Consider the following 24,339-nt stretch of genomic DNA (forward strand, 5'->3'; position numbering starts at 1 on the left):
AAAGCTATCTTTCGATATACTTTGAGACATGGTAGGGTTTCTCCTCTCTTTTTTTCTGTCCAATTTTGAGGATACCCTACCTCTTTTTTTGTCTCAAAGAATCTACACAAACTATTTTACGTCATCCGATGTTGCTTTAAGGGGTAAGTTTGCTCCATGAATGAAGGAGAGGAGAGATTTCATTAAACGCTTTTTATACTATTTCGGCTGGACAATTATGATTGGCTTCATTATCTACTGGGGAATGAAGTATCAATCACAGTTAGAAGAAACAGCCAAAAGGGAGTTTGAATTATTTCCTGTTATAATATTTGCTGCTATATTCCCTATTGTGATCGGATTGTTATTACGATTGCCTAAACTAATAATTGAAATCAAAGAAAACAAGGAATGGACATTTGATTGGGTTAGATTCGTAGCAATTGCGCTACCATCCCTTTTTATAATAACAATGTTAATTTTGCCATACTCACACCCTATAACGGAGATAATTCTAATTGGGGGTCCGACAATTACAACAATCGCTGGAATTGTGTTTGGCTACGTGTTATTGGATAGTGTGAAAAAATAAAAGGCTTCAACGATGGGCGCCATTTCGGAATAAGACTTGGTGCCCAATCCTTACATACGGGTCATATTTTCGAAAAAGGAAGAATAATTTTGTTATATTGTACATCCCTTATATGGGAGGGGGGTATATATGAAAAAATTGATTTCTTTCTTTTCGTTAATTATAGTTTTAGCTATCGGTTCCGTTTTAGCTTTTACATCATTAGGGGGTACTCAAGAGGTACAAGGCACTGCAGAAAGTACTCAACAGGTAAATGGCACTATTTTTTCTAGTCAACATGTCGATGACGCGGGAGTAAGAGCGGCTGTGAAATTGGGACAAGGTCAAGTGCTTGATCAAAAATATTATGACAAAAAGCATGACATAACCGTACATTTCAAAAGGATTTTAACCGATGGTAAAGAAACAAAGCTCCTGTTGACCTATCATAGTGAAAAGACAAATTTAAAGAACTATTATATTGATCTTTGGGAAGGCGTTAGTAGGATTAATTTGATTGAGAATAATTTCTTCGGTGACGAAAAGAAATCACTAGAAAATGTGGGGTGGGGAAGCCGATATTACAGTAAAACAAAAAACAAAGTATATGAGGCCTTATCTTTCGAATCAATAAAAAATTATGAGGGACAAAACATTCGTTTAGAGATTGAAGATTTGACTATCTGGAAAAACAGCGGAAATGGAAGTGTACAGACAACTTGGCCACTAGAGTTTAAGCTTAAATCTTCTGCCACCTTTAACAGAAAAACGGTTAAAGTCAATAAAGGATTCACTTTTAAAGGTGAAACTTACAATATTAGGAAGGTAGAGTTCTCTGCCTTGGAAACAAGAGTCGTCGTTACTGGGTCCGATATTACAATCTATACGGACGAAAGTGGAGGACAATATGAAAAGAGAAGTAAACTGGAAGAACTATTCTTTAATCCTAGAGAATCAGGTGAGGAATATGGCTATAGAGCTAATAAGAAAAAAACGGGTGTCTTTTTGAAGTCAGCTGGAAAGAAGGTTGTTCCGATTTATAGCAAGGAAGAGCTACATGACACAGATAACTATGTAATGGTTTTTGCTCCAGTGAAGAATCGCCAAAATTTGTTGCTTGAGGTTGGTAAGGATATCGAAATTGCATTAACCAAATAGATGACATTTTAATAAGCTATTTTTGAAAAGGTGATTTACTAAAAAACATGGGATATGGGCAGCGCGATTCGTTATCAAGAATCAGTGCCCTTTCCTTTGTGATATAGGAACAGTTATTAGCGCGTTTGGTATCATTAATGCTGCAGACCACCAAAGAAGACTGGAAATAGAGGAGGCAATAGGGGTGAAATGAGCACACATAAATTGTTAAATATAATTGGCTTGGTATCAATAGTGTCAGTAATAATTTATTTTGCGGCTTATTGCTTACAAATATAGTAAAGATGAAATCATTTCAAGATTGATGTTTTATTTCGTAGCAACTGTATTTATTTTTTATTTGTGTATATTTATTACAAAAGTAATCAAGGGCAAAAATCGTATTATGTAACTTTTTAAACTAAAAGATGAACTTTAAGGGTCCTTGTAATTGATATATTATTATCATATAATTTAGTTAAGCAAACTAAATTATATTTAGGGGATTTAAAATTGGGAAGAGAACAGGTTTCAATCAAAAAGAAGCAAAAAAATTCAATTTTTTATAAGCTTGGAACAGCGCTTTTAATTATTTCTGTTTTATGTTGGTTGATTGCTGCTGTCACAACGTTTACGCCAATTTCACTTACGGTTAAAGCAAGTATTATAACAGGCAGTCTCATAATCGGAGAAATCTTATTTTGGATAGGGGCTTTACTCGTAGGTAAAGAAGTAGTATCAAAATATAAACGTTATTTAAATCCCAGAAATTGGTGGAAGAAGGGTGAAAAGCAGAAACATGAAGAATAAAAATATAGCAGAGCAAATTAATCGAGCAATTGAAGATATTTGGATTATTCTCGAAAAAAAAGAAAGGGCCTATATGAATATTAGATTAAATAACCAACAATATGTCTTGTTAACATTGATCATTCGGCATCCGTTCTCCTCTCCTACAGAGTTAGCCGAAAAAATGGGCATTACAAAAAGTGCTGTCAGTCAACAGTTAGCAAAATTTGAAAAAGATGGTTATATCATTAGAAAGCAACAGATAGAAGATAAACGAACATTTTCCATTGAATTAGGCGAAAAAGGATTACTTTATAAAAATGAAATGGAAGCATTTTATCAACAAATTTCTGAAAAGTATCATGTGAATTTATCATCTAAGGAATTAATAAATATTTTATCTGCCGTTCAGAAACTACGAGAATTACTTGAATAACTATGGGCTAATGATTCTTTTGAAAATCTTGATCTTCATCAAACAGGCGCTTATCGTGAATAAGGTAAGATCCACTACTAAACCATAAGATTCTCAGGGTGGATTTTCCCCTTCTTGTTAACAATTTATAATTATCGCTTTGTTATAAGCCTGCCAAAGAGAAAAGGCGTAGATGGATCAAACAACTCCATGGTAATATACAACGTCATGAGTGAGTTGTATATTACCATTGTTAAGAATGAAAAATTTAAATCAGATAAAACGTTGACTATAATTTCAAATAAAATAATAAAGGGTCAACCCCAAAATCTATGGTTGATATGAATGAGTGAATATAGTAGTGAAACTAGCTAGCGGAGGAAAAACACGGAGACTCCTGTGGGAATGCGCAGTGTGAAGACCCCGCAGAAAAAGCGACCTTCTTTTTCGAGGAGGCTGAGGACAAGCCCACGGAAAGCGTAGTGTTTTTCCGAAGCGACTGCTGACGTCAAAATGACATCTAATTTGTCAACCATAGATTTTGGTCAACAGCCATAATAAATACACCAAAATATATTGTTCGTTATATAATTATCCAAAACCCGCGCTATAGTTATGGACTCCAGCAAGAGACTTATACTCATAATTTTTCAAATTGGATATTCTCTATTCACCTAATAGTGCGTGTTCAAAGCGGAATGTATGCCTTTAGATACATGAGCGGCGGAGAAACAAGCCAACGAAGAAATTCGAAGTGTCATGTTTACCGGACTTTTTGAACAACCTCTAATAGTTGATTTCCTTTTTTATAACGTCAGAAAGTATAAAATATGGATGACCTTATAAGAAAAACTCGGCATTCGCTATAAGACGAGGCGAATGCCGAGTTTTTCTAAACATTTGCCTTAAAGTAATACTTTATGTGTGATACGAAATAAAATTGAAGTTATTGGGATAATATGAACGCCAACTTTTAATTTTGTAAAAGAAGGATGGGAGCAATGACTAAGTTTACTGTCATAGCTATCTTATTGATAGTTTTTATATTAAGTGGTTGTGGTGGCCTATTTTCAAAAAATACAGGTGAGAATGGGGACTTATCAGGAGATAGTCCCCCCAATGCCTATATAAAAGTTGATAACAAAAAGTATGATATTAAACTGGGTTCATACTGTTGGAAATCTGGGTGTGTTGATAAAGTTGGACCGGTTGAACAATTAAAAGACAAGGAGCCTATACAAGTTCAAGCTGGTGAAGGTATAGCTCTCGGAATGGATTATACACCAAAACCTAACGAAGTCCATCTTTCAAAGATAAGCAATGATAAAGAAGTTGATGCAGAATTAAAGGGTAACCAGTTTACAGCTCCTAATGAAAAGGGAATTTATTATTATGATTATGGGGTACGGTGGATGGATGAAGAAAAAGAAAATTTATCTCACGGTGATGCCTCTTATATATTCGTTGTAGAAGTTAAATAAATGAGCGCCAGCAGGACTTTAGAAGAAGAATAATAGTATCAATATATACTGTAAACGGCAAAAATTCTGGAATGGGGCTCGCTACCAGCATGAATCTGGTTCTACGTTAAGGAGAGAAAGAATAAGCCTGAGGGTTAATATGATTCATCCAGGCGGAATGGAAACAGAAATAGCCACCCAGGGTGAGGATGTTCCGGATTTTTATAATTCGGTTAAACTGGGACGTATCGGATAGCCGATTGAAATGGCCGGGCTGTAGCATTCCTTGCATCTGATGAAAGTGCATATTGCACGGGTAAAGAAGTTGTCGTTGATGGTGGCATGACATTGGGAACTGAGGAAGAATAAGAAAGTGGTATGCCATCTGAATCGTTACAGGATTGTAAAAGGATGGAAAGATTATAAACTGGAAAAAGAGACGCGTTCTTAATTTCCTTGTTGCCAATTGTTTAGTGTTAATAAGAAGATATTCCCGTGCCTATCTGCAATAAGCATTGGTGCCGGTATCATTTGCGGACCATTTTTAATAACCAAGAGCCCTGGACAAAGTGGTTTTATTAAAAAATCCGAACTTACAATGACGTACATAAGATAATGTTTTAACACAGGATAAAACGAACAATAAAATGACAAGTATAACCAATGTTCGTCTTTTATTGACAATCGGGATCAAGGTTGTTAAATTTAAGTAGCTTTACAAGTGAACATTCAAAAAGAAGATAAAAATTAAGGTGACACGGAAAACAAGTGAGTTATTTTCCAAATTTTTTTGAATGAACGAAACAATATGATTCATCATCGTATAACTGCGGGAATATGGCCCGCATGTCTCTACCAGGCTGCCTTAAACGGCCTAACTACGAGGGTGTTCAGGATCACATGTGTATTTTCGTGGTCACTACCCCTTTGTATGTTGAGCTCCGGTAGAGATACCGGAGCTTTTCTATGTTTCAAGAAAAGGGATCATAAATGGCCGAAGCACAACAACAGACAACTTATCGAAAAGAAGGTTAACCTTAGAGGTTTATGATCCAATTATTAAAGAACTTATTCCAGAATTAGGTTAGGTGGCGGATAAGATGCAAAAATTAACCCAATTAATTCATGCGGCGACTGGGCGCGAACCTGCAGATATCGTTTTAAAAAATGGGAAAATCGTGGATGTTTATCAAGGTACGTTTTTCAGAGGCGACGTCGCCATTAAAGACGGTAAAATTGCGGGGATTGGCGAAAACTATGATGGTAAGGAAATCGTTGATTTAGAAGGAAAGTACATTGCACCTGGTTTTATTGAACCCCATATTCATGTGGAATCTTCCTATGTGACTCCCGAGGAATTTGGTCGTTTACTTGTACCTCATGGGACAACGACAGTGATGGCAGATCCGCATGAAATTGTCAACGTAGCAGGGTTAAAAGCATTGGATTATATGAGGGAAGCGGCCAATCATACGGTGTTAGATATTCGATACATGCTGCCCTCTTGCGTCCCGGCGACAAATATGGAAAATGCCGGGGCCGTGTTGAATGCTGCTGAGATGGTGGCGCCTTTGGAAGAGGAGAAAGCGGAAGGACTTGCAGAATTTATGGATTTTCCTGGCGTGGTTCAAGCTCGGGATGATGTGGTGAATAAACTATTAGTGGCGAAGAAGCAAAAAAAGCGCATTGATGGACATAGTCCAATGCTTAGTGGAAAGGATCTGAACGCGTACATTGCAGCGGGAGTGGAAAATGATCATGAATGTTCAACGGTAGCCGAGTTACAAGAACGGATTTCCCGGGGGATGTATGTCTTCTTACGAGAAGGATCGGTGACGCAGAATTTGCGCACATTGCTCAAAGGTGTCACCCGACAAAATGCCAGCCGCTGTGTTTTATGCGGAGATGATGTACAAGCCAAAACCATTTTGGAAAAAGGTCATTTGGATCACGCAATTCGCATTTGTGTGGAGGAACAGGTGGATCCAATCCAAGCTATTCAGATGGCGACAATCCATACAGCAGAATGCTGCAACCTGCATGACCGTGGAGCAGTTTCCCCCGGATTAAAAGCGGATTTGGTTATTTTTAGTGATCTGAACCACTTAGCGGTTGAACAAACCTATATTGATGGGAAACTCGTGGCCGATCAAGGAAAATATGTATTGCCATTGACCCGTGCCAATATTTCACCTGTGCAATCGAGTGTCCATATCGGTGACTTTACAAAAGAGAAACTTTGTCTGAAATTAGACTCAAATCAAGCCAGGGCGATTGAGGTGATTCAGACGGAGGCCTTAACCAATGAAGCCATTGTTGAAGTAGATTGTGATGAAACCGGTGAGTTTGTATACAATCCTGAAAAGTCGATTTCCAAAATTGCTGTGATTGAAAGACACCAAAACACCGGAAATGTTTTCGTCGGTTTATTGAAAGACTATGGGATCCAAAAAGGTGCGATTGGGACCTCTATTGCCCATGATTCCCATAATTTGATTGTGACAGGAACCAACGATGAGGATATGGCATTGGCTGTTGAAACATTAAAAGAACAAGGGGGCGGTGTTGTTTTGATTCATCAGGGTGAAGTCCTCTGTCGTATGGCATTACCTGTAGGAGGTCTGATGAGTCGTCTTTCAGGAGAAGAGGTTACCGCTAAACAAGATCATGTCAATGAAGTGGCACATGGTACACTAGGCATTGCAAATAATGTTAATCCCATTATGACATTAGGATTCGTATCATTAGCGGTGATTCCAACACTGAAAATCACCGATGAAGGTCTGGTCGACGTGACCAAGTCCCAATTTGTTCCTGTATCTGTTGTAGAAGTATAAGAAGGAGACGTTCATTTTCCCGGGGAGATGATGCGGGAATTCAGATTTTTAATAGAAAGGATATACAACATTATGTCGAAAAATTATATTCGGTTTTTTTCTGTAACTGTCCTTATTCTGATGTTTACGGTTGTGGCAACGGGATGCAGTTTTTTTGAAAAACAGAGCACTGCAAAAGAGGAAAAAGGAAGCGCTGCACAGGCTGAGCATAAGAGTAACCAAACACATGTTATTGGGATTATAGGTGCCATGGAAGAAGAGGTTAAAAATATTCACAGGAAAATGAAGGTAGACCAAACAAAAAAGCAAAGTGGACTAACGTTCTATAAGGGTATTTGGGAGAATCAGGAAATTGTGCTCGTACGCTCAGGTGTCGGCAAAGTTAATGCAGCTATGACTGCACAAATATTAATTGATAAATTTGGGGTTGATGCACTCATAAATACGGGAATCGCAGGCGGTCCAAAACAGAAGTTAAATATCGGTGATATTGTCATTTCAACCCAGACTGTGCAACATGATATGAATGCCGCAGATAAGGAAGGCGAAGTTCCACGTATGGATAAAACGTTTTTCAAAGCTGATCCTGAGTTAGTGAAATTAGCCAAAGAATCCGCCGGTGAACTACCAAAAAATATTGATGTTTACACCGGTACGATTGCCACTGGTGATCAATTTGTAACAAACGATGAGAAATCGCAGCGGATTGCTAATACGTTTGATGCATGGGCTATTGAAATGGAGGGCTCTGCTATCGGACAGATCGCATATTTAAACGATATACCATACGTCGTGATTCGCTCTATATCTGATACTGCGGGTGATGAGGGCGGCGAACTCTATCATGATTTTAAAGACATGGCCGCCCAAAATGCTATTGACATGGTGCGCCATATCCTTAAGAGTTATAGTAATGATGACGACGCAAAATAGTTTCTGTAAATTTCAATGCCTGCCATGCCTCAAGATTATTTATAGACTGGGACAAAAGAGGAGTATAAAAGGGTATAAAAGAGGCTGTGCTGTTACAGCCTCTTTTTATACGGGATTGCAATGATCATTCCGTTACTTCAAGTTGAAATTCTTTATGCTCATGCAGCCCTTCGTCATTTTCGACGTGGATGGTCATATTGTATGAATGCGATTCATTAAATGTGTGTGTTGCGCCGTATTCACCGGCTTTCGTTTCCTGAGCGTCAACGTATTGATGTTTTTCCGCGCCATCTTTCCAAATTTCAAAACTGACATCGGCTTTTTCAAGCGGATTGTCATCCATCTGCAAGTGGACTATCAAGTCGGTTTCCTTTCCGGCATTGATAGAATCAGGTTTGGCAAAATGCATGCCGAATCCTTTTGCATGGTGGTCGTCATGGCCGTTGTCTTCGCTTTTGCTGCTGTTTTCTTCGTCACTTTTGTCGCTACCAACCATGATGGATTTTTTTGGCATAGTGTGCATGCCGCGTGCAGTTGTGTGGGCGTATATTTCGTAGGTGCCGTCATGGTCAAAGGTTACCTCAGCGGTATACGTTCCATCCTCGTTATTGGATGATTTAACCATAGTACTGTCATCTTCATGGCCTTTTTCCCAATGTTCAAATTTCACTTCTTCCGCATCTTTTACTTTTTCGCCCCCATACGTTACCGTTGCTTTTAGTTGGATCTTTTCACCGACTTTGGCGGTTTCTGATAAGTCAAAGTCGACTTTGAGTTCTTTAATTTCCTCTTCCGCATTGCCGGATCCCTGTTCTGTATTATCACTACCGCATGCGGCTAGCAGTGCCATGATGAATACCGCCAAAATGGCCCAAATACTTTTTTTCATTTTAACTCCTCCCATATTTCATTCGTTAGTTAAGGACAATTTTCAAGTCATCAACAATTTTCTGCATTTCTTCTGTTTTGGTGCCATTATAGCTTTTAATCACTTCCCCTTCCGGATTGATTAAAAAGAAACTGGTGCCGTGTGTTACCTGGTCCGATCCTTCCGGTGGTTTTCTCACCAGTGATTTAAACGATTTAATGGAAAACTCTTTAATTGTTTGGAATTCATAGCCAGTCAAAAGTGTCCAATTGCTGAAATCAGCCTGAAAATTCTGTGCAAATTGTTTCAAGGCTTCCGGTGTATCCCTTTTAGGGTCCACACTGAAAGATACAAGTTGAGCATCCAGATTTTCTTCTTTCATTTTCTGCTGCAGTTCTGCCATATTCCTGGTCATGGGCGGGCAGACCGTTGTGCAGTTGGTGAAAACAAAGTCCGCTATCCACCACTCTCCTTTTAGGTCATCATTCGACATTGTTTCCATGTCCTGGGTGGTAAATTCAAAATCACTTACGTCCTCTGACATATTGGTCTCAATGTCTTCTCCGCATGCAGCGAGGATAAGAATAAGCAGAAATGCCGGAACTTTCATTAATCTCATGTACTCCATCCTTTCCTGAGGATTCGGATACTATTATTCATTTCGGAAAAACGGAGCTTCAGCTTTCCTGAATACGGTTGTCGAACATGTCAGTCAGATCTGTGATGGCTGTTGAAACACCCATCATGTTCGTTCATTTTTTGGAAAATGGCCTCAATGGCTTCCGAAAAGCGATAAACAGTACCGCCAAAGCCTTTGACAAATTTCTCCGCATCCCCGCTTCGCTCAAATGTCAATACTTGCGGGTGACAGCACCCAATTTCAACGGAAGTATCCATCACATAAAATGCCAGCTGCGAACTGAGTGTTGTCTGGCGAAAAAAGTCTGGACAAATGGCTTGAATCACGTCATTACTGAGCTGGCGGTGACGGAGAAGCCCACAGTGTGCACAGCATGCTGTCTCTGTCCGATTGTTTGACAAAATCAGCCGATATGCAAGACGGTCATTGATAGTGCGGCTGCAGAAAACACAGTCATTTGTGATATTCTCATTTGCTTTCTGGGCAATCGATGCGCCGCCAAACGTCTTCAGGACGGCACCATCGTCGATTAACGGTCTTAAATCACGATGAATCGTCATTTCGGAGACACCAAGCCTGGCGCTCAGATCAGAAATTTTCATATTGCGATGTTTGTTTAACAAGTCTTTTATTTTATGTTGGCGCTCAATTGGAAGCACACCATTCCTCCTTTCCAGTATGATTGTTTATAACAGTTTAAAACAAATACTAACATTAGTATAATTGGCTAAGGTTTGATTATTCAATGACGTTTGTGTAAATTTATTGTGAATGATTTGTGAAATTTTATCATATATATGAGGGGAGGTGACGTGTGAATTCGTTCTGTTTCACCATGTGGAAGGAGGAATCGCTTGGTGGATGCGTTATTGTTGGAACAGTTTCTTGTATGGAATATCCCGTTATTGGCCGGCTGTTTGCTTGCAGGAATCTTGTATGTGTATCTGTTTGGACGTTTTAAACGGATTGATAGAGGGCGCAGAAAGTCGTTGTTCTTCTTTATTGCACTGATTAGTTTGTATGCTGTTACCGGAAGTCCACTGGAAGCCGTCAGTCATCTTGCCTTCAGCCTGCACATGCTGCAGATGAGCTTGCTTTATTTTATCATCCCCCCATTATTACTGCTGGGAATTCCAGATCGGCTGTACCGGCGAATTCGTGAATTGCGCATTTTGCAGGCGATCAGCAATGGCAAACGATTTTACCCGTCAAAAATCTCACTTCTGATGTTCGGTGCATTATTCCTGCTTTACCACTTACCTTTTGTCCTCGATTTATTAGCGCAATATCCACTAATTCAAAATGTCTATTCTGCGATATTGTTTTTGCTTGCTGTTTCGATGTGGATGCCTATTATCTCCCCAGATCCGAATGAACGGCTTTCCCGGAAGGAAATGAAACGCTATGCATGGTTGAGCGGGGCGATCATCATGCCGGCCTGTCTGGTATTTATTAGCAATGCGTTCATCGGCGGTATGGCGAATTCATTTGGAAGCCAATTAACGGGACCGCTTTGTATACCGGTCCAACGTGAGGCGGTCAATGGTCTGCTTCCATATCCGTTCCACACTGAATATGAGCAGGCATTTGCCGGCGTGCTAATGTTAGGGATGCATAAAGCCAGTATCCTTATATCATGCCATATTGGTAATAAAGATCGATGAAGCGTAAGGACGATTCCTGCTACCTTTTGATGTTCTAATCGGTGACATATTGAAATAAACTGTAATGTGAAAGGAAGGAGGTAATCCAGGTGAAGCGCGAAACAGCATATTTCGATGTATTAGGCATGCACTGTCCTGATTGCAAAACGAAGATTGAAAAGGCTGTCTCTGCCATGCCGGGTGTTAAGGATGTCAGTGTAAACTTGGAAGCTGAAAACGGTCAGGTTGTCTATGAAAACCATCTGACAGGGGTCTCTGAAATCATTCGTGTTATCCAGGATACCGGATTTGACGCTGCAGATCGTTCCGGGAAGAATGTGTAAGACTGGATTGAAAACTGAATCAATAATTGGCTCTAGTATACCGGTATTTCCGGTATACTAGTTTTGTATCATTATATTACTTATGAAATGGCTATCTTATAATACGGACGGGCGCGCTAAATGAATCCTCGATTTCTTCTCTTGACTTTTGTTTCAAGACCGCGTTATAGTATGGACTATAATTAAATAGTTGTATTTTTCTTATCCAGAGAGGTGGAGGGACTGGCCCGTTGAAACCTCAGCAACAGAAGTTAGTACTGTGCTAATTCCAGAGGCGTATGCTGAAGATAAGAAGAGCGAAATATACGGCACCGAGCCCTCTTCTTATTGATTCCAGGAAGAGGGCTTTTTTAGTGCCGGGTAAACAGCACAAGGGAGGAAACAGGATGAAGCGCGACTCTGAGGAGTGAATAAAAGGTTTTTTATACCCCGTGCAGTATGATAAGCGGGTGTTTGACTATAATATCAATAATTTAAAAAAGAATTGCCGGTTATGCTGTGAAATCAGTAGCGGTTGAACCATATACGATTAAGGAGGTATTGGATGACACAAAATTATTTTCGCCAACTGTTCACCTCTGAATCTGTAACAGAGGGACATCCGGATAAAATAAGCGATCAAATTTCTGATGCCATTCTCGATAAAGTGCTTAAAAATGATCCTAATGCCCGTGTGGCATGTGAGACCATAGTGAATACCGGCTTGGTATTCGTTACGGGGGAAATGACAACGTCAACCTATGTTGATATTCCGGACACGGTTAGGGAAACAATCAGACGCATTGGTTATAATCGTGCCAAGTATGGTTTTGATGCGGATACATGCGCTGTTATGACATCCATCGATGAACAGTCTTCGGATATTGCACAAGGGGTTAACCAGGCAATGGAAGCACGGGAAGGACGAATGTCTGATGAAGAGATCGAAGCAATGGGGGCAGGTGATCAAGGCATCGTGTTTGGCTATGCCTCTAACGAAACTCCTGAACTCATGCCGCTTTCGATTTCCTTGGCGCATAAGCTGTCCCGTCGATTGACGGAAGTTAGAAAGAATAGCACTGTGGATTATCTGCGCCCTGATGGAAAAACACAAGTTACCGCAGAATATGATGAAAGTTATCGACCCAAACGTATTGATACCGTTGTTATTTCGACACAGCATCATCCCGATGTGTCTTTAGCGCAAATTACTGAAGATATGAAAAAACACGTTATTGATGAGACGGTTCCAGAAGAACTGATTGACTCGGACACCAAGTATTTGATTAATCCGACGGGCAGGTTCGTCATCGGAGGTCCGCAGGGGGATGCCGGTTTAACAGGAAGGAAACTTGTAGTTGATACGTATGGTGGTTTTGCCCGTCATGGCGGCGGTGCATTTTCAGGTAAAGATCCGACAAAAGTAGATCGTTCGGCGGCCTATGCTGCAAGGTATGTTGCCAAAAATATTGTTGCCGCAGAACTGGCAGAGAAATGCGAGATCCAATTGGCCTATGCTATTGGTGTGGCCGGACCGGTGTCCATTTCCGTCGATACGTTTGGGACCGGGCGAGTGTCGGAGGAGCAGTTAATTGAATTAATTCGGAGTCATTTTGACTTGCGACCGGCCGGTCTTATTAAAATGTTGAATTTACGTCAGCCCATCTATGAACAAACAGCAGCATATGGTCACTTTGGCCGATTAGATGCTGAATTTCCATGGGAAAAAACAGATAAGGTAAATCTTCTTTAGAAAAACTCGGCATTCGCCTCGGCTTATAGCGAATGCCGAAGCGTTTCTTATAAGGTCACCCATTATTTATACTTTCTGACGTTATAAAAAATGAGGTTCCCGCGTGCAATCCAAAACGATGTGGATGGGGCGCCAATCACAGCTTTGAGGATGCTAAAGACGTTGCCGCTCTGATGTTAGATGGCAAAGAGGAATGGTCTCAAGTGTTTGCAGAGTAACTTCAATTTATGGATAAATTCAAGGGAGGTAAATTATCATCATACAACAATCACTTCAACGCAATAAACCGCCATTTCGTGCTGAGCAGGTAGGTAGTTTATTAAGAGCTGACAAACTAAAGAAGGCACGTCTGCACAAAGCAAATGGCGATATCAGTGCAGAACAATTGCGTGAAATCGAAAATGAAGAAATAGAACGCATCGTTGAAAAACAAAAGAAGCTTGGACTTAACACTGTGACAGACGGTGAACTCCGGCGGGCCTGGTGGCATTTCGATTTTCTTGAGAACCTGGATGGCGTCGAAGGATTTGATACGGATACTGGCCTCCAATTTCATCAACAACAAACCAAAGCACATGCTATCAAGGTAACAGGCAAGCTTGATTTTAGCAATCATCCAATGATTGAGGACTTTAAGTTTCTGAAAAGCATTGCAGGGCCCTGGGCAAAAATGACTATACCGAGTCCGAGCATGCTTCGGCTTCGAGGAAGCATCGAGCAAGGCATTTACGACAACCCAGAGGAATTCACTCATGACTTAGCCAACGCTTATAAAAAGGCCATTCAGGCTTTCTATAATGCTGGTTGTCGCTATTTGCAATTGGATGATACGGCATGGGCTTTTTTAGCTTCTGAAGAAGAAAGGGAAAAGATGCGTGCCCAGGGTACTAATCCTGATAAACTTTCAGCTTTGTATGCGGAAACCATCAACAAAGCCGTAGAAGACCGGCCGGATGACTTAACCATTACTATGCATATTTGCCGTGGTAATTTTCGCTCCACATAGATGTACTCCGGTGGCTATGAGCCCGTTGCCGAAACATTGCTTGACGGGGTCAATGCTGATGGATTCTTTCTGGAATACGACAGTGACAGGGCAGGCGACTTCACCCCGCTTCGATTCGTCAAACGGAAGGATCTGCAGATTGTGCTTGGTCTGGTGACCTCTAAATATCCGGAATTGGAGAATCCGGATGAAGTAAAGCGGCGTATTGATGAAGCAACCCGTTTCGTAGACTTAGACCAATTATGCTTAAGTCCACAGTGCGGATTTTCCTCGACAGAAGAAGGAAACATGCTGACGGAAGAACAACAGTGGACAAAGTTACGACACGTTGTTGAAATAGCACAGGATATTTGGAAGTAATGTCGTTTTGGAAAAAGACAGGGATTTTTGTGATACGCTGAGAATAAATATCATCCGGGAAAGGAATGAAGCCAATGGACACACTCACGTAAACGGAAGCACTTATTATTCGGATGCAGTCACTCGTCAATGACTCTTTCATTATTCAACAAAAGGGGGGTTAGTTGATAATAAACCCCATAGGGTATATAATGGCACATAAATATGATGTGCTTGGAGAGTTTATTAATCTATGAATACACTGCACAACGTATTGTCAGGAAAGATAAACAGGGAGGTATAAATGATGTTTTTCAGATCTTTTTTTGATGACAAACTTGCACAGTATTCTTATTTGATAGGTTGCCAACAAACGGGAGAAGCCATTGTTATTGACCCCGCAAGAGATGTTGATGCCTACTTCGAAGCTGCCAAAGCGGAAGGGTTAAATGTTACGGCTGCTGCTGAAACGCATATTCATGCCGATTTCGTCTCGGGTGCCAGAGAGCTTGCATTGCGCCACAATGTAAAACTGTACCTTTCTGATGAAGGAGATACAAATTGGAAATATCAGTATGTAAACGAAGTCACGTATGAATCATTAAAAGATGGGGATGTCTTCTCGATTGGTAACGTCCAATTTGAGGTAATGCACACCCCCGGCCACACACCTGAGAGTCTATCGTTCATTCTAACGGATAAAGGAGTCGGTTCAGATGTACCAATGGGTGTCTTTACGGGTGACTTTGTCTTTGTTGGCGATGTTGGCCGCCCTGATTTATTAGAAAAAGCCGCAAATGTTGCCGGTTCAACGGAAGATGGTGCCCGTCAGATGTTTGATGCTCTGCAGCGCTTTAAAGAATTGCCTGATAGCCTGCAGGTTTGGCCGGGACACGGGGCAGGCAGCGCTTGTGGTAAATCCTTGGGAGCTGTTCCAATGTCCACCGCAGGTTATGAAAAATATACCAACTGGGCATTGCTGCAAAACGATAAAGAAACATTTGTCAAAGAACTGACCGAGGAGCAACCGGAGCCGCCAAAATATTTTGCGATGATGAAAAAAGTTAATAAAGAAGGCCCGGGACTTGTCGATCATTCTCCTATAGAAGAAATAACGTCCACCCAGACACTGGAAGATCAGATAGCAAATGATCATGTTATTGTTCTTGATACCCGCCCGGATATGGAGTTTAGCGAGCGTCATATTCCCGGAACTTTAAATATAGCGTTCAACAAGTCTTTTCCGAATTGGGCTGGCTGGCTGTTGGACTATGATGAGGACATCGTTATGATTGCTGCACCGCAGCAGGTAACGTCTATTAAGCGGGCATTGGAATCCATTGGTCTGGATCGGTTGAAAGGCTATGCGTCTACCGCAATCATCAATGATGTATCAAAAACGGAAAGCTATGAAAATATGTCCCCTGAGGAACTAGAAAGCAAGCTCCAAGCCGGGTCGGTTCATCTGGTTGATGTCCGGAATCAAAGTGAGTGGGATGAGGGGCATGCTCCTGACGCACAACACATCATGCTCGGATATTTACCGGACCGGATTAACGAGATACCGACGGATAAAGCTATTGCTGTCAACTGCCAGTCCGGGAAACGATCTGCCATTGCAGCAAGTCTCCTGCAGAAAAATGGAATCAAAAATGTCATCAACCTTCAAGGCGGATTCGGCAACTGGCTGAAAAAAGACCTGCCAGTTCAGAAATAAGTGAGTTGACAACATAAAAAAAGAGTTGGCTCTTATCTGGAAAAACCCGTACGAATTAAATTCATGCGGGTTTTTTATAACGTCAGAAAGTATAAATGATGGATGACCTTATAAGAAAAGCTTCGGCATTCGCTATAAGACGAGGCGAATGCCAAGTTTTTCTAAATTAGCCTTTTAACATTACATACTTTTTTGCTCCAATTTTTGTCTCTTATGCAATGTGTGTTTCGTTCCCCATTCATGCATGGCTTCTAAAATGGGTTCTAAGCTTGTTCCATATTCCGTTATGGAATATTCCACTTTCGGAGGAACCTGAGCGTATACGACGCGCTCAATAATATCCTCCTCTTCTAATTCCCTTAACTGTTTTGTAAGCATTTTTTGGGTAATTTCAGGCATGCTTCTTTTCAATTCATTAAAACGCATTGTGCCTTCCTGCAATAGATGTAATAAAATAACAGGTTTCCATTTACCAACCAAAATACCTAAAGCATCTTCTACGCGACAAAGCTCAGGTACCTTACCCACTCTTAATTCCTCCTTAGTATCTTTTTGTATACTATGACACTTATAAGTGCGTACTTACTTAATTGTTTTATATAATCTATAATAGCATTGTAACGACATGAAAGAAAGGATGATAATATAAATGGAAAAATATCGTATAGATCCGAACAAAGGAATGGAGTTCGGCTTGTACACATTAGGGGACCACATACCAAATCCGTTAACAGGCGATCGGATTTCCTCCCAACAGCGAATTGGGGAAATGATTGAATTGGCGAAGCTTGCTGAAGAAGCCGGTATTGACATCTTTAGTGTAGGTGAAAGCCATCAGGAGTATTTTACAACGCAGGCGCACTCTGTCGTTTTATCGGCTATTGCACAAGCCACAGAAAAAATCAAGATAACCAGCTCGTCAACAATTATCAGTACGTTGGACCCGGTTCGTGTATATGAAGATTTTGCGACGATTGATCTTATTTCGGGGGGACGAACAGAAATTATTGCCGGCCGTGCTTCAAGAGTCGGGAATTTTGATTTACTTGGTTATAATCTTCGTGATTATGAAGCATTGTATGAAGAAAAGTTTGACCTGTTGTTGACATTAAATGAGAAGGAAGTGGTTAATTGGGATGGGCAATTCCGGGCACCTTTAAAAAATGCAAGAGTTCTTCCGCGTCCGCTTAATGGATCTTTGCCGATTTGGCGTGCGGTTGGTGGTCCACCTGCGAGTGCGATTAAGGCGGGTTATGCAGGTGTGCCGATGTTTTTGGCAACGTTGGGAGGACCTGCATCCAGTTTTAAGCGATCCATCGATGCCTATCGCCAGGCAGCAGAAAGCAATGGTTATGACCCATCTGAACTTCCAATTGCCACTGCCGGGTTTTTCTATACAGCGGAAACAACACAGCAGGCACAGCAAGAGGTATACCCTCATGTTAATCAAGGAATGCAGTTGATAAACGGACGAGGTTATCCAAAACAGCACTTTGCACAGGGAGCAGACACAAGAGATGTTATGAATATCGGAAGTCCACAACAAATCATTGAAAAAATCCTTTATCAGCATGAACTTTTTGGTCATCAACGTTATATCGCACAAATGGATTTCGGCGGTGTGCCATTTGATCAATTAAAGAAAAATATTGAATTAATCGGAACAGAAATATTACCTGCTGTCAAAAAATATACTGCAAAGGATTAGGAGGCAAGGAACATGAAGGTTGTCGGTTTATCCGGTTCAAACGTCGGATCGAAAACACGAACGGCCATGGATTATACTATGAAAGCAGCAGAGGAAAAGTATCCGGATGCTGAATTCACACTTATTGATTTAGCGGAATATGATATGCAATTTAGTGATGGTCGTGACTACCGGGATTATAAAGGCGATACAAAATATGCAGCAGAAACAATCATGAAGGCAGATGCCATCATCATTGGGACACCAATCTTCCAGGCGTCCATACCGGCGACATTGAAAAATATATTTGACTTACTTCCTGTGGATGCATTCCGTGATAAGGTTGTCAGTATGTTTGTGACTGCTGGTTCGCCAAAGCACTACCTCATCGCAGAACAGCAATTGAAACCTATTCTGGGTTATATGAAAGCAACCATTGTCCAGACGTATGTGTTTATCGAAGAACAGGATTTCTATCGAAAAGAGATAATAAATGATGATGTGTTTTTTAGAATTGACAGTTTGGTTGAGGATACGTTCATGTTAATGGAAACTTATACAAGTATACGAGAAGCAAAAGAAGCACAATATGATTTTTAAGGGCTGTTCATTGCCCAAACTAACGATGATTAAAACAATCATGGCTTAACTGAGCGATTAATTGAGAATCAACCCTACAATGATTTTTTAAAAGGTGTGGCAACCCTTCTGAATTGAGTTTCTTGTTATCTTTGTTAAACTATTGATTGTATTGTTATTCCATCTTCAGGCACAATATTTAAACGAAAAGGCAAGGTGATATGAAATGGCTAAAATCGCTGTATTGACAGGCTCTTTACGAAAAGGGGCTTTTTCCAAAAAAATAGCAGCAAATGTGGCGGAATTATTTCCTGATGGATTTGAAGCGGAGTTCGTTTCTATCGGGAATCTCCTCTTATATAATCAGGATCTCGATGATAATAACGATCCACCGCAAGTGTATACGTCTTTCCGGAACAAAATCAAAGCATGTGATGCTGTTTTATTCGTAACGCCTGAGTATAACCGCTCTGTTCCCGGTGTATTGAAAAATGCTCTGGATGTTGGGTCCCGCCCGAAAGCCGATAGTGTCTGGAACGGAAAACCGGCAGCAATTATCAGTCAATCTCCCAGTAATTTAAGTGGCTTTGGTGCTAATCATCATTTGCGTCAGTCGCTTGTATCATTAAATATGCCGGTCGTACAACAACCGGAAGCCTATATTGCGAACGTTGCCACACTATTGGATGAAAATGGTCAGATTAATAACGAAAAGACTGTTCAGTTTCTCCAGTCTTTCGTAGATGCATTTGTGGACTTAATAAATAAGAAGCGTGACATACCCTCATTTAATTCAGTTAATAACTGAGATTTACCCCGTTAATTATTTTGAAAACAAGCTCATGACAAAGCCATTGTAACATGAAAAACCCGGGCTGCCGATAAACGGCGGTCCGGGTTTTTCATGATATTTAAATAGCTTTGTTTAGCACCACGCCGCGCCAACGATAATAAGCAGGATGAATAATACGACGATCAGCGCAAAACCGCGTCCGGCCCCATAGCAGCCGCCATAGCCACCACCGTATCCGAATCCGGGACCGCCGTAGCTGGCACCTGCAACTTGGCCGCCGTAGCCGCCGCCATATCCGCATCCACATTTAGGTTCAAATCCCATTTATATTCCCTCCTCAAACGTTTTGTATTTTTGGCAGATAAGACTTTTTCGTCATAAAAGATTGACGATCAAGCCAGGTTTTCTGATGTTTGGATTAATAGCCAACGTAAGCAACGCCGACAATAATCAATAGGATAAATAAGACTACGATCAGGGCGAATCCGCCACCGTAGCCTGCTCCGCCATATTCACTCATTCATCAACACCTCCATAACCTTTTGTTAACAATATATGTAGGTGAATGAAGATTGATATGGGCAAATTGCCAAATAACGCGAATTGGGCTCAGACGAAAGTCGTTTAGGTTATGCCTTTTCCGCTGATTCCCCAATACAATTGCCTCTTACTGAAATGTTGCCGCATACATACAATGTCATAAGTTTTGGTAATATGGAGGTGAAAGTATGTCAGTCAGGTATTATCATGAATTATGCTGCAAATATAAAGGTAGACCTGTCAGAATAACCACCCGTGACGGGGAAGTTCATCGTGGCACTATTCAAAACGTTGATCATCACCGTGTATTTATACAGCCGTTTCATCATCGAAATATAGATGGCTTCGGGTATGGTTTTTACAGCCCGGGATATGGCTATCGTCCCGGTTTTGCCTATGGTATCGCTTTGGGAGCGATTGGCACATTGGCTTTGCTTCCGTTTTTCTACTGGTAAGGCTTGTCCGTAGTATCGAACAAACGGACGTATCACGAATCGTCTGTTTGTTCGATGATTATGTCCGATTTAACCGGCAATAAATCCTGTGAGGTTACATTTTCTTTGTTCATATAGCGTTCCACTAAATGATACCCTGCACAATAACCGGCCATTTCAGGGTAAAAACCTAAACCATATAACAGTTGCGCGTGAATGTGGCTGGACTTTAGGGCATTTCGATTGGGGAGTATCAAGTTTGTGCATATTCTGTTCAATCGGGCATCGGAATAATAGGACACCCATTTCGCTGTATATCGTTCACCGAACCTTTCACGAACGGCGTTTTCTGCTAAACCTTCCAATATGACTGTATCGAGCAGTGTGTATTCAGATTCCTTTTTGTTGTATTTGGATAATCTGCAGATGTGATTATATTCATGAGTCAAGAGCGCGCAGATTTCTTTTTCCGTGTTCATGTCTGAAATAAATAAAAACACTTTGTCGGGAAAACTGAGTCCCGATTTTCCGTTTTGGTCGTGTGTTAATTTCTGATTGGTGGTATCTGCGGGTAAGATGAAAATTGGAATATCCGGTCCGTTCCACTCTTTCTGTAAATCATGTGCTTCCTGGTGCACCATTTGCCAGATGTTGCGCTTCTGTAGTTTTTGAATCAGTTTTTTCCCGTGTTTGAGCGGTTGACGGTACATGCCATGCATGATGAAATGCTGGTGGAGTTCTTCAGCCGAAATATTTTCATTAAAGCGTTTTTTTAGTTTTTCGCAAAGCTTTAGCGGCTGCTCGTAGGCATTCAATAGCCATTTGTCGGTACGTATAACACGCAAATGCAACAACTCCCTAACTGTTTGTATCTGATAGATTATGTCATTTGCCGTGTATTTGTTACGCGTGAAAGTCTTTGTTTTAGACAGATACCTTTTCATTTAGCGGGCTGTTTGAATAGGATATCCTAAAGCGAAGTAGGGAGGTATGATGATGATTTATCTTGGAAGACCGCGCGAACCTATGCCGCCGCGGCGGCCATTAATGCCACCGCCGCATCCGCCAATGCATCCGTCCCGCCCGCCCATGCAGCGATCACCGCATTCGGCCGGGCAAAATATCTTGAATCATTTTCGGGATCAGGAAGGGAATTTGGATATTGATAAAATCACGACGACGGCACAGCAAGTCGGCAAACTGTACGGACAGGTAAGCCCGCTGGTCACTAAATTTATCAAACGCTAATTCAGTATGTGCAAAGGGGGAGTGGTAGAACCGGATGGCGATTCGAAACGCAACAAAACAAGAAACCCGTCAGATTATGCATCATTCATTGCAAGTCTTAAACGAATCAAGCATGGGGCATATTCCTGCAAAACAGGAAAAAGCAGAGCAAATGATATCGCCGTTTTTGGCTTCGGGAGGTTATTATCTAGTGTATGCGGTCAATGGCAATCTTCAAGGATGGATAGGAGTCGGAAGTACCATTGATCCTTATACAGACAATCTTGTTGGCATCATTCCGGAACTTTATGTTCTGTATCAATATCGGAAGCAGGGAATCGCAGAAGCGTTATGTAAGGAGGCCTTAGTCAGACTGCAGGAATCGGGATACACCGCCGTCCAGCTTAATGTGTTTGCCGGCAATTCAATCAAATCATTTTATGAGAGACTTGGTTTTCAGGCAGTGACAACTTTGATGGAAAAACGGATCGATTAAACCGGTGAACATGTGTAAAAAGACTGCTGTAACAGCTAATTATGGCAGTCTTTTTTCAATAGATTGTGTTCTGTCCGTTTTCGTGGTAAAGTAATTGACAGAATATATGATCAAATCTTAATATTACGGATGATAACCTGGAAGGTGATTGGATGCATCATATACAACATAATTGGCAGGTTATCCGGTTTGATGGGGAGGCCCCATTATCGTTGGAGGATGAAATCGCAATAGAATTTCCGATGACTGTTTTATTAAACGGCGAGGAATTTGCCACTATGGTGTGCTCCCCGACCGCTTTGGAAGAATTGGCAATTGGCTTTCTTGCCTCAGAAGGGATTATCCGCTCGTATAAAGAGATTGTCAGTCTATTAGTTGATGAAAGCAAAGGGTTTGCTTACATCGATATCGCGAAAAAAAGTGAAGCCATCCCGCAGGATCAATCGAAACGCTTTATCGGATCTTGTTGCGGTAAGAGCCGGCAGTTTTATTTCCAGAGTGATGTCAGGACTGCCAAAACGGTCTATAGCCGACTGTCGGTCACAGTTGAACAGTGCTATCGCCTGATGAATCAGCTGCAATTGGAATCAGAACAATTCATCCGGACCGGTGGTGTTCATAATGCAGCCTTGGCAGAGCCTGATGAAATGCTTGCCATACGTATGGATATTGGCAGACATAATACCCTTGATAAAATTTACGGTCACATCATCAAGCAGCATGTTCCTGTTAAAAATAAACTGATCGTGTTCAGCGGCCGGATTTCCTCAGAAATATTGCTTAAGATATCCAAGATCGGTACAGGTATTGTGATTTCTAAATCCGCTCCGACTGATCTGGCGCTTCAGCTGGCCAATGATCTGGGTATTACGGTAATTGGGTTTGCCAGAGCAAACAAAATGAACGTCTACACGCATCCGCACCGGGTTAAGGAAGCAAATGATGATGTTTAGGAAATAAGCCAACATACCGCGACCCTCCGATTAAAAATCGGAACGAAAATAATCTGTTTTGACGCGGATGGGCGGAATGCAAGCTCCTTTTTTGATTGTTAGTCATGCAGCCGCCCTGGCAGCACCGCTATTGTTAGCGTATGGTATAATAACCGGCCAATAGTATAGGAAGCCAGCGCTCATTCAACGTTCACCTTAATGACAAATGGAGTCTCTTTTTCAAAAAGAGGCTTTTTTTTGTAACGTCAGAAAGTATAAAATGGTTGACCTTATAAGAAAAGCTTCGGCATTCGCTATAAGACGAGGCGAATGCCGAGTTTTTCTAATGGGATATTAATTGTGATTTCAATCTGGTGGATTCCTTTCCTGCTGATGTTCGCGCTCTTCTGCTGATGTCCGCGCTTTTCTGCTGATGTCTGCGCTCTTCTGCTGATGTCTGCGCTTTTCTGCTGATGTCCGCGCTTTTCTGCTGATGTTCGCGCCCTTCTGCTGATGTCCGCGCTCTTCTGCTGATATCTGCGCTCTTCTGCTGATGTCCGCGCTCTTCTGCTGATGTCCGCGCTCTTCTGCTGATGTTCGCGCTCTTCTGCTGATGTCTGCGCCCTTCTGCTGATATCCGCGCTCTTCTGCTGATGTTCGCGCTCTTCTGCTGATGTCCGCACTCTTCTGCTGATGTCTGCGCCCTTCTGCTGATGTCCGCACTCTTCTGCTGATGTCCGCGCTCTTCTGCTGATGTTCGTGCTCTTCTGCTGATGTCCGCGTTCTTCTGCTGATGTTCGCGCTCTTCTGCTGATGTCCGCGTTCTTCTGCTGACGTCTGCGCTCTTCTACTGATATCCGCGCCCTTCTGCTGATGTCCGCGCTCTTCTGCTGATGTCTGGATGTTTTTAGTCTATTGTCCACCTTTATCATTCCTAAATTAAAAACGACCGCCTCAAAAGCTCACCTTTTGAGACGACCGCCTACATCTAACGCCAGGATTAACATCATGAAAGTTTCCCGGCGCTGAATGAATCATTTAGCTCATTGCTGGAATGCCGCTATCTCGTACAGCTATATATTCCGGACGTTTTTTACCGCCCGAGAAAGGTTCAGCCAGGTGATTTTCCACGCTATTGTATACCATGAACAAATTGTTGCGCGGATATGGAGTAATATTGCTCGTTGAACCATGCATGGTATTACATTCAAACAGCGTGATCGAGCCTGCTCTGCCTGTGG

At 41.5% G+C, this 24,339-nt stretch carries 27 protein-coding genes, 3 pseudogenes and 2 riboswitches; of the genes and pseudogenes, 21 read left to right on the forward strand and 9 right to left on the reverse strand.

Going from position 1 to position 24,339, the window contains the following annotated elements; genetic code table 11:
* Positions 1–217: 217 nt before the first annotated feature.
* The 8 genes and pseudogenes from IEW67_RS14345 to IEW67_RS14380 all read left to right on the forward strand — a co-directional run bounded on the left by IEW67_RS14345 (position 218) and on the right by IEW67_RS14380 (position 8,121).
* Positions 218–571, forward strand: a complete 354-nt coding sequence (locus IEW67_RS14345) for a hypothetical protein (protein ID WP_229671864.1) — start codon at positions 218–220, stop codon at positions 569–571.
* A 129-nt stretch (positions 572–700) separates the two neighbouring features.
* A complete protein-coding gene (locus IEW67_RS14350; RefSeq protein ID WP_188633775.1) occupies positions 701–1,708 on the forward strand; it encodes a hypothetical protein in 1,008 nt (335 codons plus the stop codon).
* A 492-nt stretch (positions 1,709–2,200) separates the two neighbouring features.
* On the forward strand, positions 2,201–2,497 hold the full coding sequence (locus IEW67_RS14355; protein ID WP_188633776.1) for a transporter suffix domain-containing protein: 297 nt from the start codon (positions 2,201–2,203) through the stop codon (positions 2,495–2,497).
* Positions 2,487–2,912, forward strand: a complete 426-nt coding sequence (locus IEW67_RS14360; RefSeq protein WP_188633777.1) for a MarR family winged helix-turn-helix transcriptional regulator — start codon at positions 2,487–2,489, stop codon at positions 2,910–2,912. Before IEW67_RS14355 ends, IEW67_RS14360 begins: the two co-directional genes overlap by 11 nt.
* A 980-nt stretch (positions 2,913–3,892) precedes the next feature.
* Positions 3,893–4,372, forward strand: coding sequence for a hypothetical protein (locus tag IEW67_RS14365; protein WP_188633778.1), 480 nt, complete (start codon positions 3,893–3,895; stop codon positions 4,370–4,372).
* Positions 4,373–4,654: 282 nt separating this feature from the next.
* Positions 4,655–4,720: pseudogene (locus IEW67_RS18415) on the forward strand (hypothetical protein); the annotation flags it as partial.
* 430 nt (positions 4,721–5,150) lie between these two features.
* Positions 5,151–5,252: riboswitch (purine riboswitch) on the forward strand.
* Positions 5,253–5,451: 199 nt separating this feature from the next.
* Positions 5,452–7,188, forward strand: a complete 1,737-nt coding sequence (ade, locus tag IEW67_RS14375) for an adenine deaminase (protein WP_188633779.1) — start codon at positions 5,452–5,454, stop codon at positions 7,186–7,188.
* A gap of 72 nt (positions 7,189–7,260) precedes the next feature.
* Complete coding sequence (locus tag IEW67_RS14380; RefSeq protein WP_188633780.1) at positions 7,261–8,121, forward strand: 5'-methylthioadenosine/adenosylhomocysteine nucleosidase; 861 nt, start codon at positions 7,261–7,263, stop codon at positions 8,119–8,121.
* A 124-nt stretch (positions 8,122–8,245) separates the two neighbouring features.
* Here IEW67_RS14380 and IEW67_RS14385 read toward each other — a convergent pair whose 3' ends face one another.
* The 3 genes from IEW67_RS14385 to IEW67_RS14395 form a co-directional block, all read right to left on the reverse strand.
* On the reverse strand, positions 8,246–9,010 hold the full coding sequence (locus IEW67_RS14385) for a FixH family protein (RefSeq protein ID WP_188633781.1): 765 nt from the start codon (positions 9,008–9,010) through the stop codon (positions 8,246–8,248).
* 25 nt (positions 9,011–9,035) lie between these two features.
* On the reverse strand, positions 9,036–9,608 hold the full coding sequence (locus IEW67_RS14390; protein WP_188633782.1) for an SCO family protein: 573 nt from the start codon (positions 9,606–9,608) through the stop codon (positions 9,036–9,038).
* A gap of 89 nt (positions 9,609–9,697) precedes the next feature.
* Entirely contained in the window at positions 9,698–10,288 is a 591-nt protein-coding gene (locus IEW67_RS14395) for a DeoR family transcriptional regulator (RefSeq protein ID WP_188633783.1), read from the reverse strand.
* A 198-nt stretch (positions 10,289–10,486) separates the two neighbouring features.
* On the opposite strand from IEW67_RS14395, the gene IEW67_RS14400 reads away from it, so the two are divergent.
* The 6 genes and pseudogenes from IEW67_RS14400 (at position 10,487) to IEW67_RS14425 (ending at position 16,410) form a co-directional block, all read left to right on the forward strand.
* Entirely contained in the window at positions 10,487–11,293 is an 807-nt protein-coding gene (locus tag IEW67_RS14400; protein WP_188633784.1) for a cytochrome c oxidase assembly protein, read from the forward strand.
* An 89-nt stretch (positions 11,294–11,382) separates the two neighbouring features.
* Positions 11,383–11,616, forward strand: a complete 234-nt coding sequence (locus tag IEW67_RS14405; protein ID WP_229671866.1) for a heavy-metal-associated domain-containing protein — start codon at positions 11,383–11,385, stop codon at positions 11,614–11,616.
* A gap of 198 nt (positions 11,617–11,814) precedes the next feature.
* A riboswitch (SAM riboswitch) is annotated at positions 11,815–11,910 on the forward strand.
* Positions 11,911–12,160: 250 nt separating this feature from the next.
* A complete protein-coding gene (gene metK, locus IEW67_RS14410; protein WP_188633785.1) occupies positions 12,161–13,348 on the forward strand; it encodes a methionine adenosyltransferase in 1,188 nt (395 codons plus the stop codon).
* Positions 13,349–13,431: 83 nt separating this feature from the next.
* Entirely contained in the window at positions 13,432–13,566 is a 135-nt protein-coding gene (locus IEW67_RS18595; protein ID WP_505735189.1) for an S-ribosylhomocysteine lyase, read from the forward strand.
* Between the two features lie 32 nt (positions 13,567–13,598).
* A pseudogene (locus IEW67_RS14420) lies at positions 13,599–14,714 on the forward strand (5-methyltetrahydropteroyltriglutamate--homocysteine S-methyltransferase).
* 286 nt (positions 14,715–15,000) lie between these two features.
* Positions 15,001–16,410 carry an MBL fold metallo-hydrolase gene (locus IEW67_RS14425; RefSeq protein ID WP_188633801.1) on the forward strand — a complete coding sequence of 470 codons (1,410 nt, stop codon included), beginning with the start codon at positions 15,001–15,003 and terminating at the stop codon, positions 16,408–16,410.
* Positions 16,411–16,590: 180 nt separating this feature from the next.
* On the opposite strand, the gene IEW67_RS14430 is transcribed toward IEW67_RS14425, so the two are convergent.
* Positions 16,591–16,938, reverse strand: a complete 348-nt coding sequence (locus tag IEW67_RS14430) for a winged helix-turn-helix transcriptional regulator (RefSeq protein ID WP_188633786.1) — start codon at positions 16,936–16,938, stop codon at positions 16,591–16,593.
* A gap of 121 nt (positions 16,939–17,059) precedes the next feature.
* On the opposite strand from IEW67_RS14430, the gene IEW67_RS14435 reads away from it, so the two are divergent.
* The 3 genes from IEW67_RS14435 (at position 17,060) to IEW67_RS14445 (ending at position 19,484) form a co-directional block, all read left to right on the forward strand.
* Positions 17,060–18,118, forward strand: a complete 1,059-nt coding sequence (locus IEW67_RS14435; protein WP_188633787.1) for an LLM class flavin-dependent oxidoreductase — start codon at positions 17,060–17,062, stop codon at positions 18,116–18,118.
* A 12-nt stretch (positions 18,119–18,130) separates the two neighbouring features.
* Positions 18,131–18,697: an NADPH-dependent FMN reductase gene (locus IEW67_RS14440; RefSeq protein WP_188633788.1), complete on the forward strand. Its 567-nt coding sequence runs from the start codon at positions 18,131–18,133 to the stop codon at positions 18,695–18,697.
* Positions 18,698–18,902: 205 nt separating this feature from the next.
* Entirely contained in the window at positions 18,903–19,484 is a 582-nt protein-coding gene (locus tag IEW67_RS14445; RefSeq protein ID WP_188633789.1) for an NADPH-dependent FMN reductase, read from the forward strand.
* A 117-nt stretch (positions 19,485–19,601) separates the two neighbouring features.
* Here the strand turns inward: IEW67_RS14445 and IEW67_RS14450 are convergent, their stop codons facing one another.
* Positions 19,602–19,793 (reverse strand): YjcZ family sporulation protein, encoded by a 192-nt coding sequence (locus tag IEW67_RS14450; RefSeq protein ID WP_188633790.1) that lies wholly within the window; start codon positions 19,791–19,793, stop codon positions 19,602–19,604.
* 94 nt (positions 19,794–19,887) lie between these two features.
* Positions 19,888–19,989 carry a YjcZ family sporulation protein gene (locus tag IEW67_RS14455; RefSeq protein ID WP_188633791.1) on the reverse strand — a complete coding sequence of 34 codons (102 nt, stop codon included), beginning with the start codon at positions 19,987–19,989 and terminating at the stop codon, positions 19,888–19,890.
* A 208-nt stretch (positions 19,990–20,197) separates the two neighbouring features.
* Between IEW67_RS14455 and IEW67_RS14460 the strand changes: the two genes are divergently transcribed.
* Positions 20,198–20,464, forward strand: a complete 267-nt coding sequence (locus IEW67_RS14460; protein ID WP_188633792.1) for a hypothetical protein — start codon at positions 20,198–20,200, stop codon at positions 20,462–20,464.
* Positions 20,465–20,496: 32 nt separating this feature from the next.
* Here IEW67_RS14460 and IEW67_RS14465 read toward each other — a convergent pair whose 3' ends face one another.
* Positions 20,497–21,288: a DUF2268 domain-containing putative Zn-dependent protease gene (locus IEW67_RS14465; RefSeq protein ID WP_188633793.1), complete on the reverse strand. Its 792-nt coding sequence runs from the start codon at positions 21,286–21,288 to the stop codon at positions 20,497–20,499.
* A gap of 145 nt (positions 21,289–21,433) precedes the next feature.
* On the opposite strand from IEW67_RS14465, the gene IEW67_RS14470 reads away from it, so the two are divergent.
* From IEW67_RS14470 to fdhD, 3 genes are all read left to right on the forward strand, one after another.
* Positions 21,434–21,691, forward strand: a complete 258-nt coding sequence (locus IEW67_RS14470) for a YppG family protein (RefSeq protein WP_188633794.1) — start codon at positions 21,434–21,436, stop codon at positions 21,689–21,691.
* A gap of 34 nt (positions 21,692–21,725) precedes the next feature.
* Positions 21,726–22,166 (forward strand): GNAT family N-acetyltransferase, encoded by a 441-nt coding sequence (locus IEW67_RS14475; protein ID WP_188633795.1) that lies wholly within the window; start codon positions 21,726–21,728, stop codon positions 22,164–22,166.
* 152 nt (positions 22,167–22,318) lie between these two features.
* The gene (gene fdhD / locus IEW67_RS14480) at positions 22,319–23,119 is read left to right on the forward strand and encodes a formate dehydrogenase accessory sulfurtransferase FdhD (RefSeq protein WP_188633796.1); all 801 of its coding nucleotides are present in this window, start codon (positions 22,319–22,321) and stop codon (positions 23,117–23,119) included.
* 293 nt (positions 23,120–23,412) lie between these two features.
* Here the strand turns inward: fdhD and IEW67_RS14485 are convergent, their stop codons facing one another.
* Together IEW67_RS14485 and IEW67_RS14490 are read right to left on the reverse strand one after the other, a co-directional pair.
* Positions 23,413–24,021: a hypothetical protein gene (locus tag IEW67_RS14485; RefSeq protein WP_188633797.1), complete on the reverse strand. Its 609-nt coding sequence runs from the start codon at positions 24,019–24,021 to the stop codon at positions 23,413–23,415.
* Positions 24,022–24,136: 115 nt separating this feature from the next.
* Positions 24,137–24,339, reverse strand: a pseudogene (locus IEW67_RS14490) (phytanoyl-CoA dioxygenase family protein); the annotation flags it as partial.

This window comes from Lentibacillus kapialis (assembly GCF_014646635.1).
Classification (GTDB): domain Bacteria; phylum Bacillota; class Bacilli; order Bacillales; family Amphibacillaceae; genus Lentibacillus; species Lentibacillus kapialis.

Bases quoted from the DNA above. Each gene is read 5' to 3' on its own strand.
- IEW67_RS14345 (WP_229671864.1), top strand. From the start codon at position 218: ATGATTGGCTTCATTATCTACTGGGGAATGAAGTATCAATCACAGTTA.
- IEW67_RS14350 (WP_188633775.1), top strand. From the start codon at position 701: ATGAAAAAATTGATTTCTTTCTTTTCGTTAATTATAGTTTTAGCTATC.
- IEW67_RS14360 (WP_188633777.1), top strand. From the start codon at position 2,487: ATGAAGAATAAAAATATAGCAGAGCAAATTAATCGAGCAATTGAAGAT.
- IEW67_RS14365 (WP_188633778.1), top strand. From the start codon at position 3,893: ATGACTAAGTTTACTGTCATAGCTATCTTATTGATAGTTTTTATATTA.
- ade (WP_188633779.1), top strand. From the start codon at position 5,452: ATGCAAAAATTAACCCAATTAATTCATGCGGCGACTGGGCGCGAACCT.
- IEW67_RS14380 (WP_188633780.1), top strand. From the start codon at position 7,261: ATGTCGAAAAATTATATTCGGTTTTTTTCTGTAACTGTCCTTATTCTG.
- IEW67_RS14385 (WP_188633781.1), bottom strand. From the start codon at position 9,010: ATGAAAAAAAGTATTTGGGCCATTTTGGCGGTATTCATCATGGCACTG.
- IEW67_RS14390 (WP_188633782.1), bottom strand. From the start codon at position 9,608: ATGAGATTAATGAAAGTTCCGGCATTTCTGCTTATTCTTATCCTCGCT.
- metK (WP_188633785.1), top strand. From the start codon at position 12,161: ATGACACAAAATTATTTTCGCCAACTGTTCACCTCTGAATCTGTAACA.
- IEW67_RS14425 (WP_188633801.1), top strand. From the start codon at position 15,001: ATGTTTTTCAGATCTTTTTTTGATGACAAACTTGCACAGTATTCTTAT.
- IEW67_RS14435 (WP_188633787.1), top strand. From the start codon at position 17,060: ATGGAAAAATATCGTATAGATCCGAACAAAGGAATGGAGTTCGGCTTG.
- IEW67_RS14440 (WP_188633788.1), top strand. From the start codon at position 18,131: ATGAAGGTTGTCGGTTTATCCGGTTCAAACGTCGGATCGAAAACACGA.
- IEW67_RS14445 (WP_188633789.1), top strand. From the start codon at position 18,903: ATGGCTAAAATCGCTGTATTGACAGGCTCTTTACGAAAAGGGGCTTTT.
- IEW67_RS14450 (WP_188633790.1), bottom strand. From the start codon at position 19,793: ATGGGATTTGAACCTAAATGTGGATGCGGATATGGCGGCGGCTACGGC.
- IEW67_RS14455 (WP_188633791.1), bottom strand. From the start codon at position 19,989: ATGAGTGAATATGGCGGAGCAGGCTACGGTGGCGGATTCGCCCTGATC.
- IEW67_RS14460 (WP_188633792.1), top strand. From the start codon at position 20,198: ATGTCAGTCAGGTATTATCATGAATTATGCTGCAAATATAAAGGTAGA.
- IEW67_RS14470 (WP_188633794.1), top strand. From the start codon at position 21,434: ATGATGATGATTTATCTTGGAAGACCGCGCGAACCTATGCCGCCGCGG.
- IEW67_RS14475 (WP_188633795.1), top strand. From the start codon at position 21,726: ATGGCGATTCGAAACGCAACAAAACAAGAAACCCGTCAGATTATGCAT.
- fdhD (WP_188633796.1), top strand. From the start codon at position 22,319: ATGCATCATATACAACATAATTGGCAGGTTATCCGGTTTGATGGGGAG.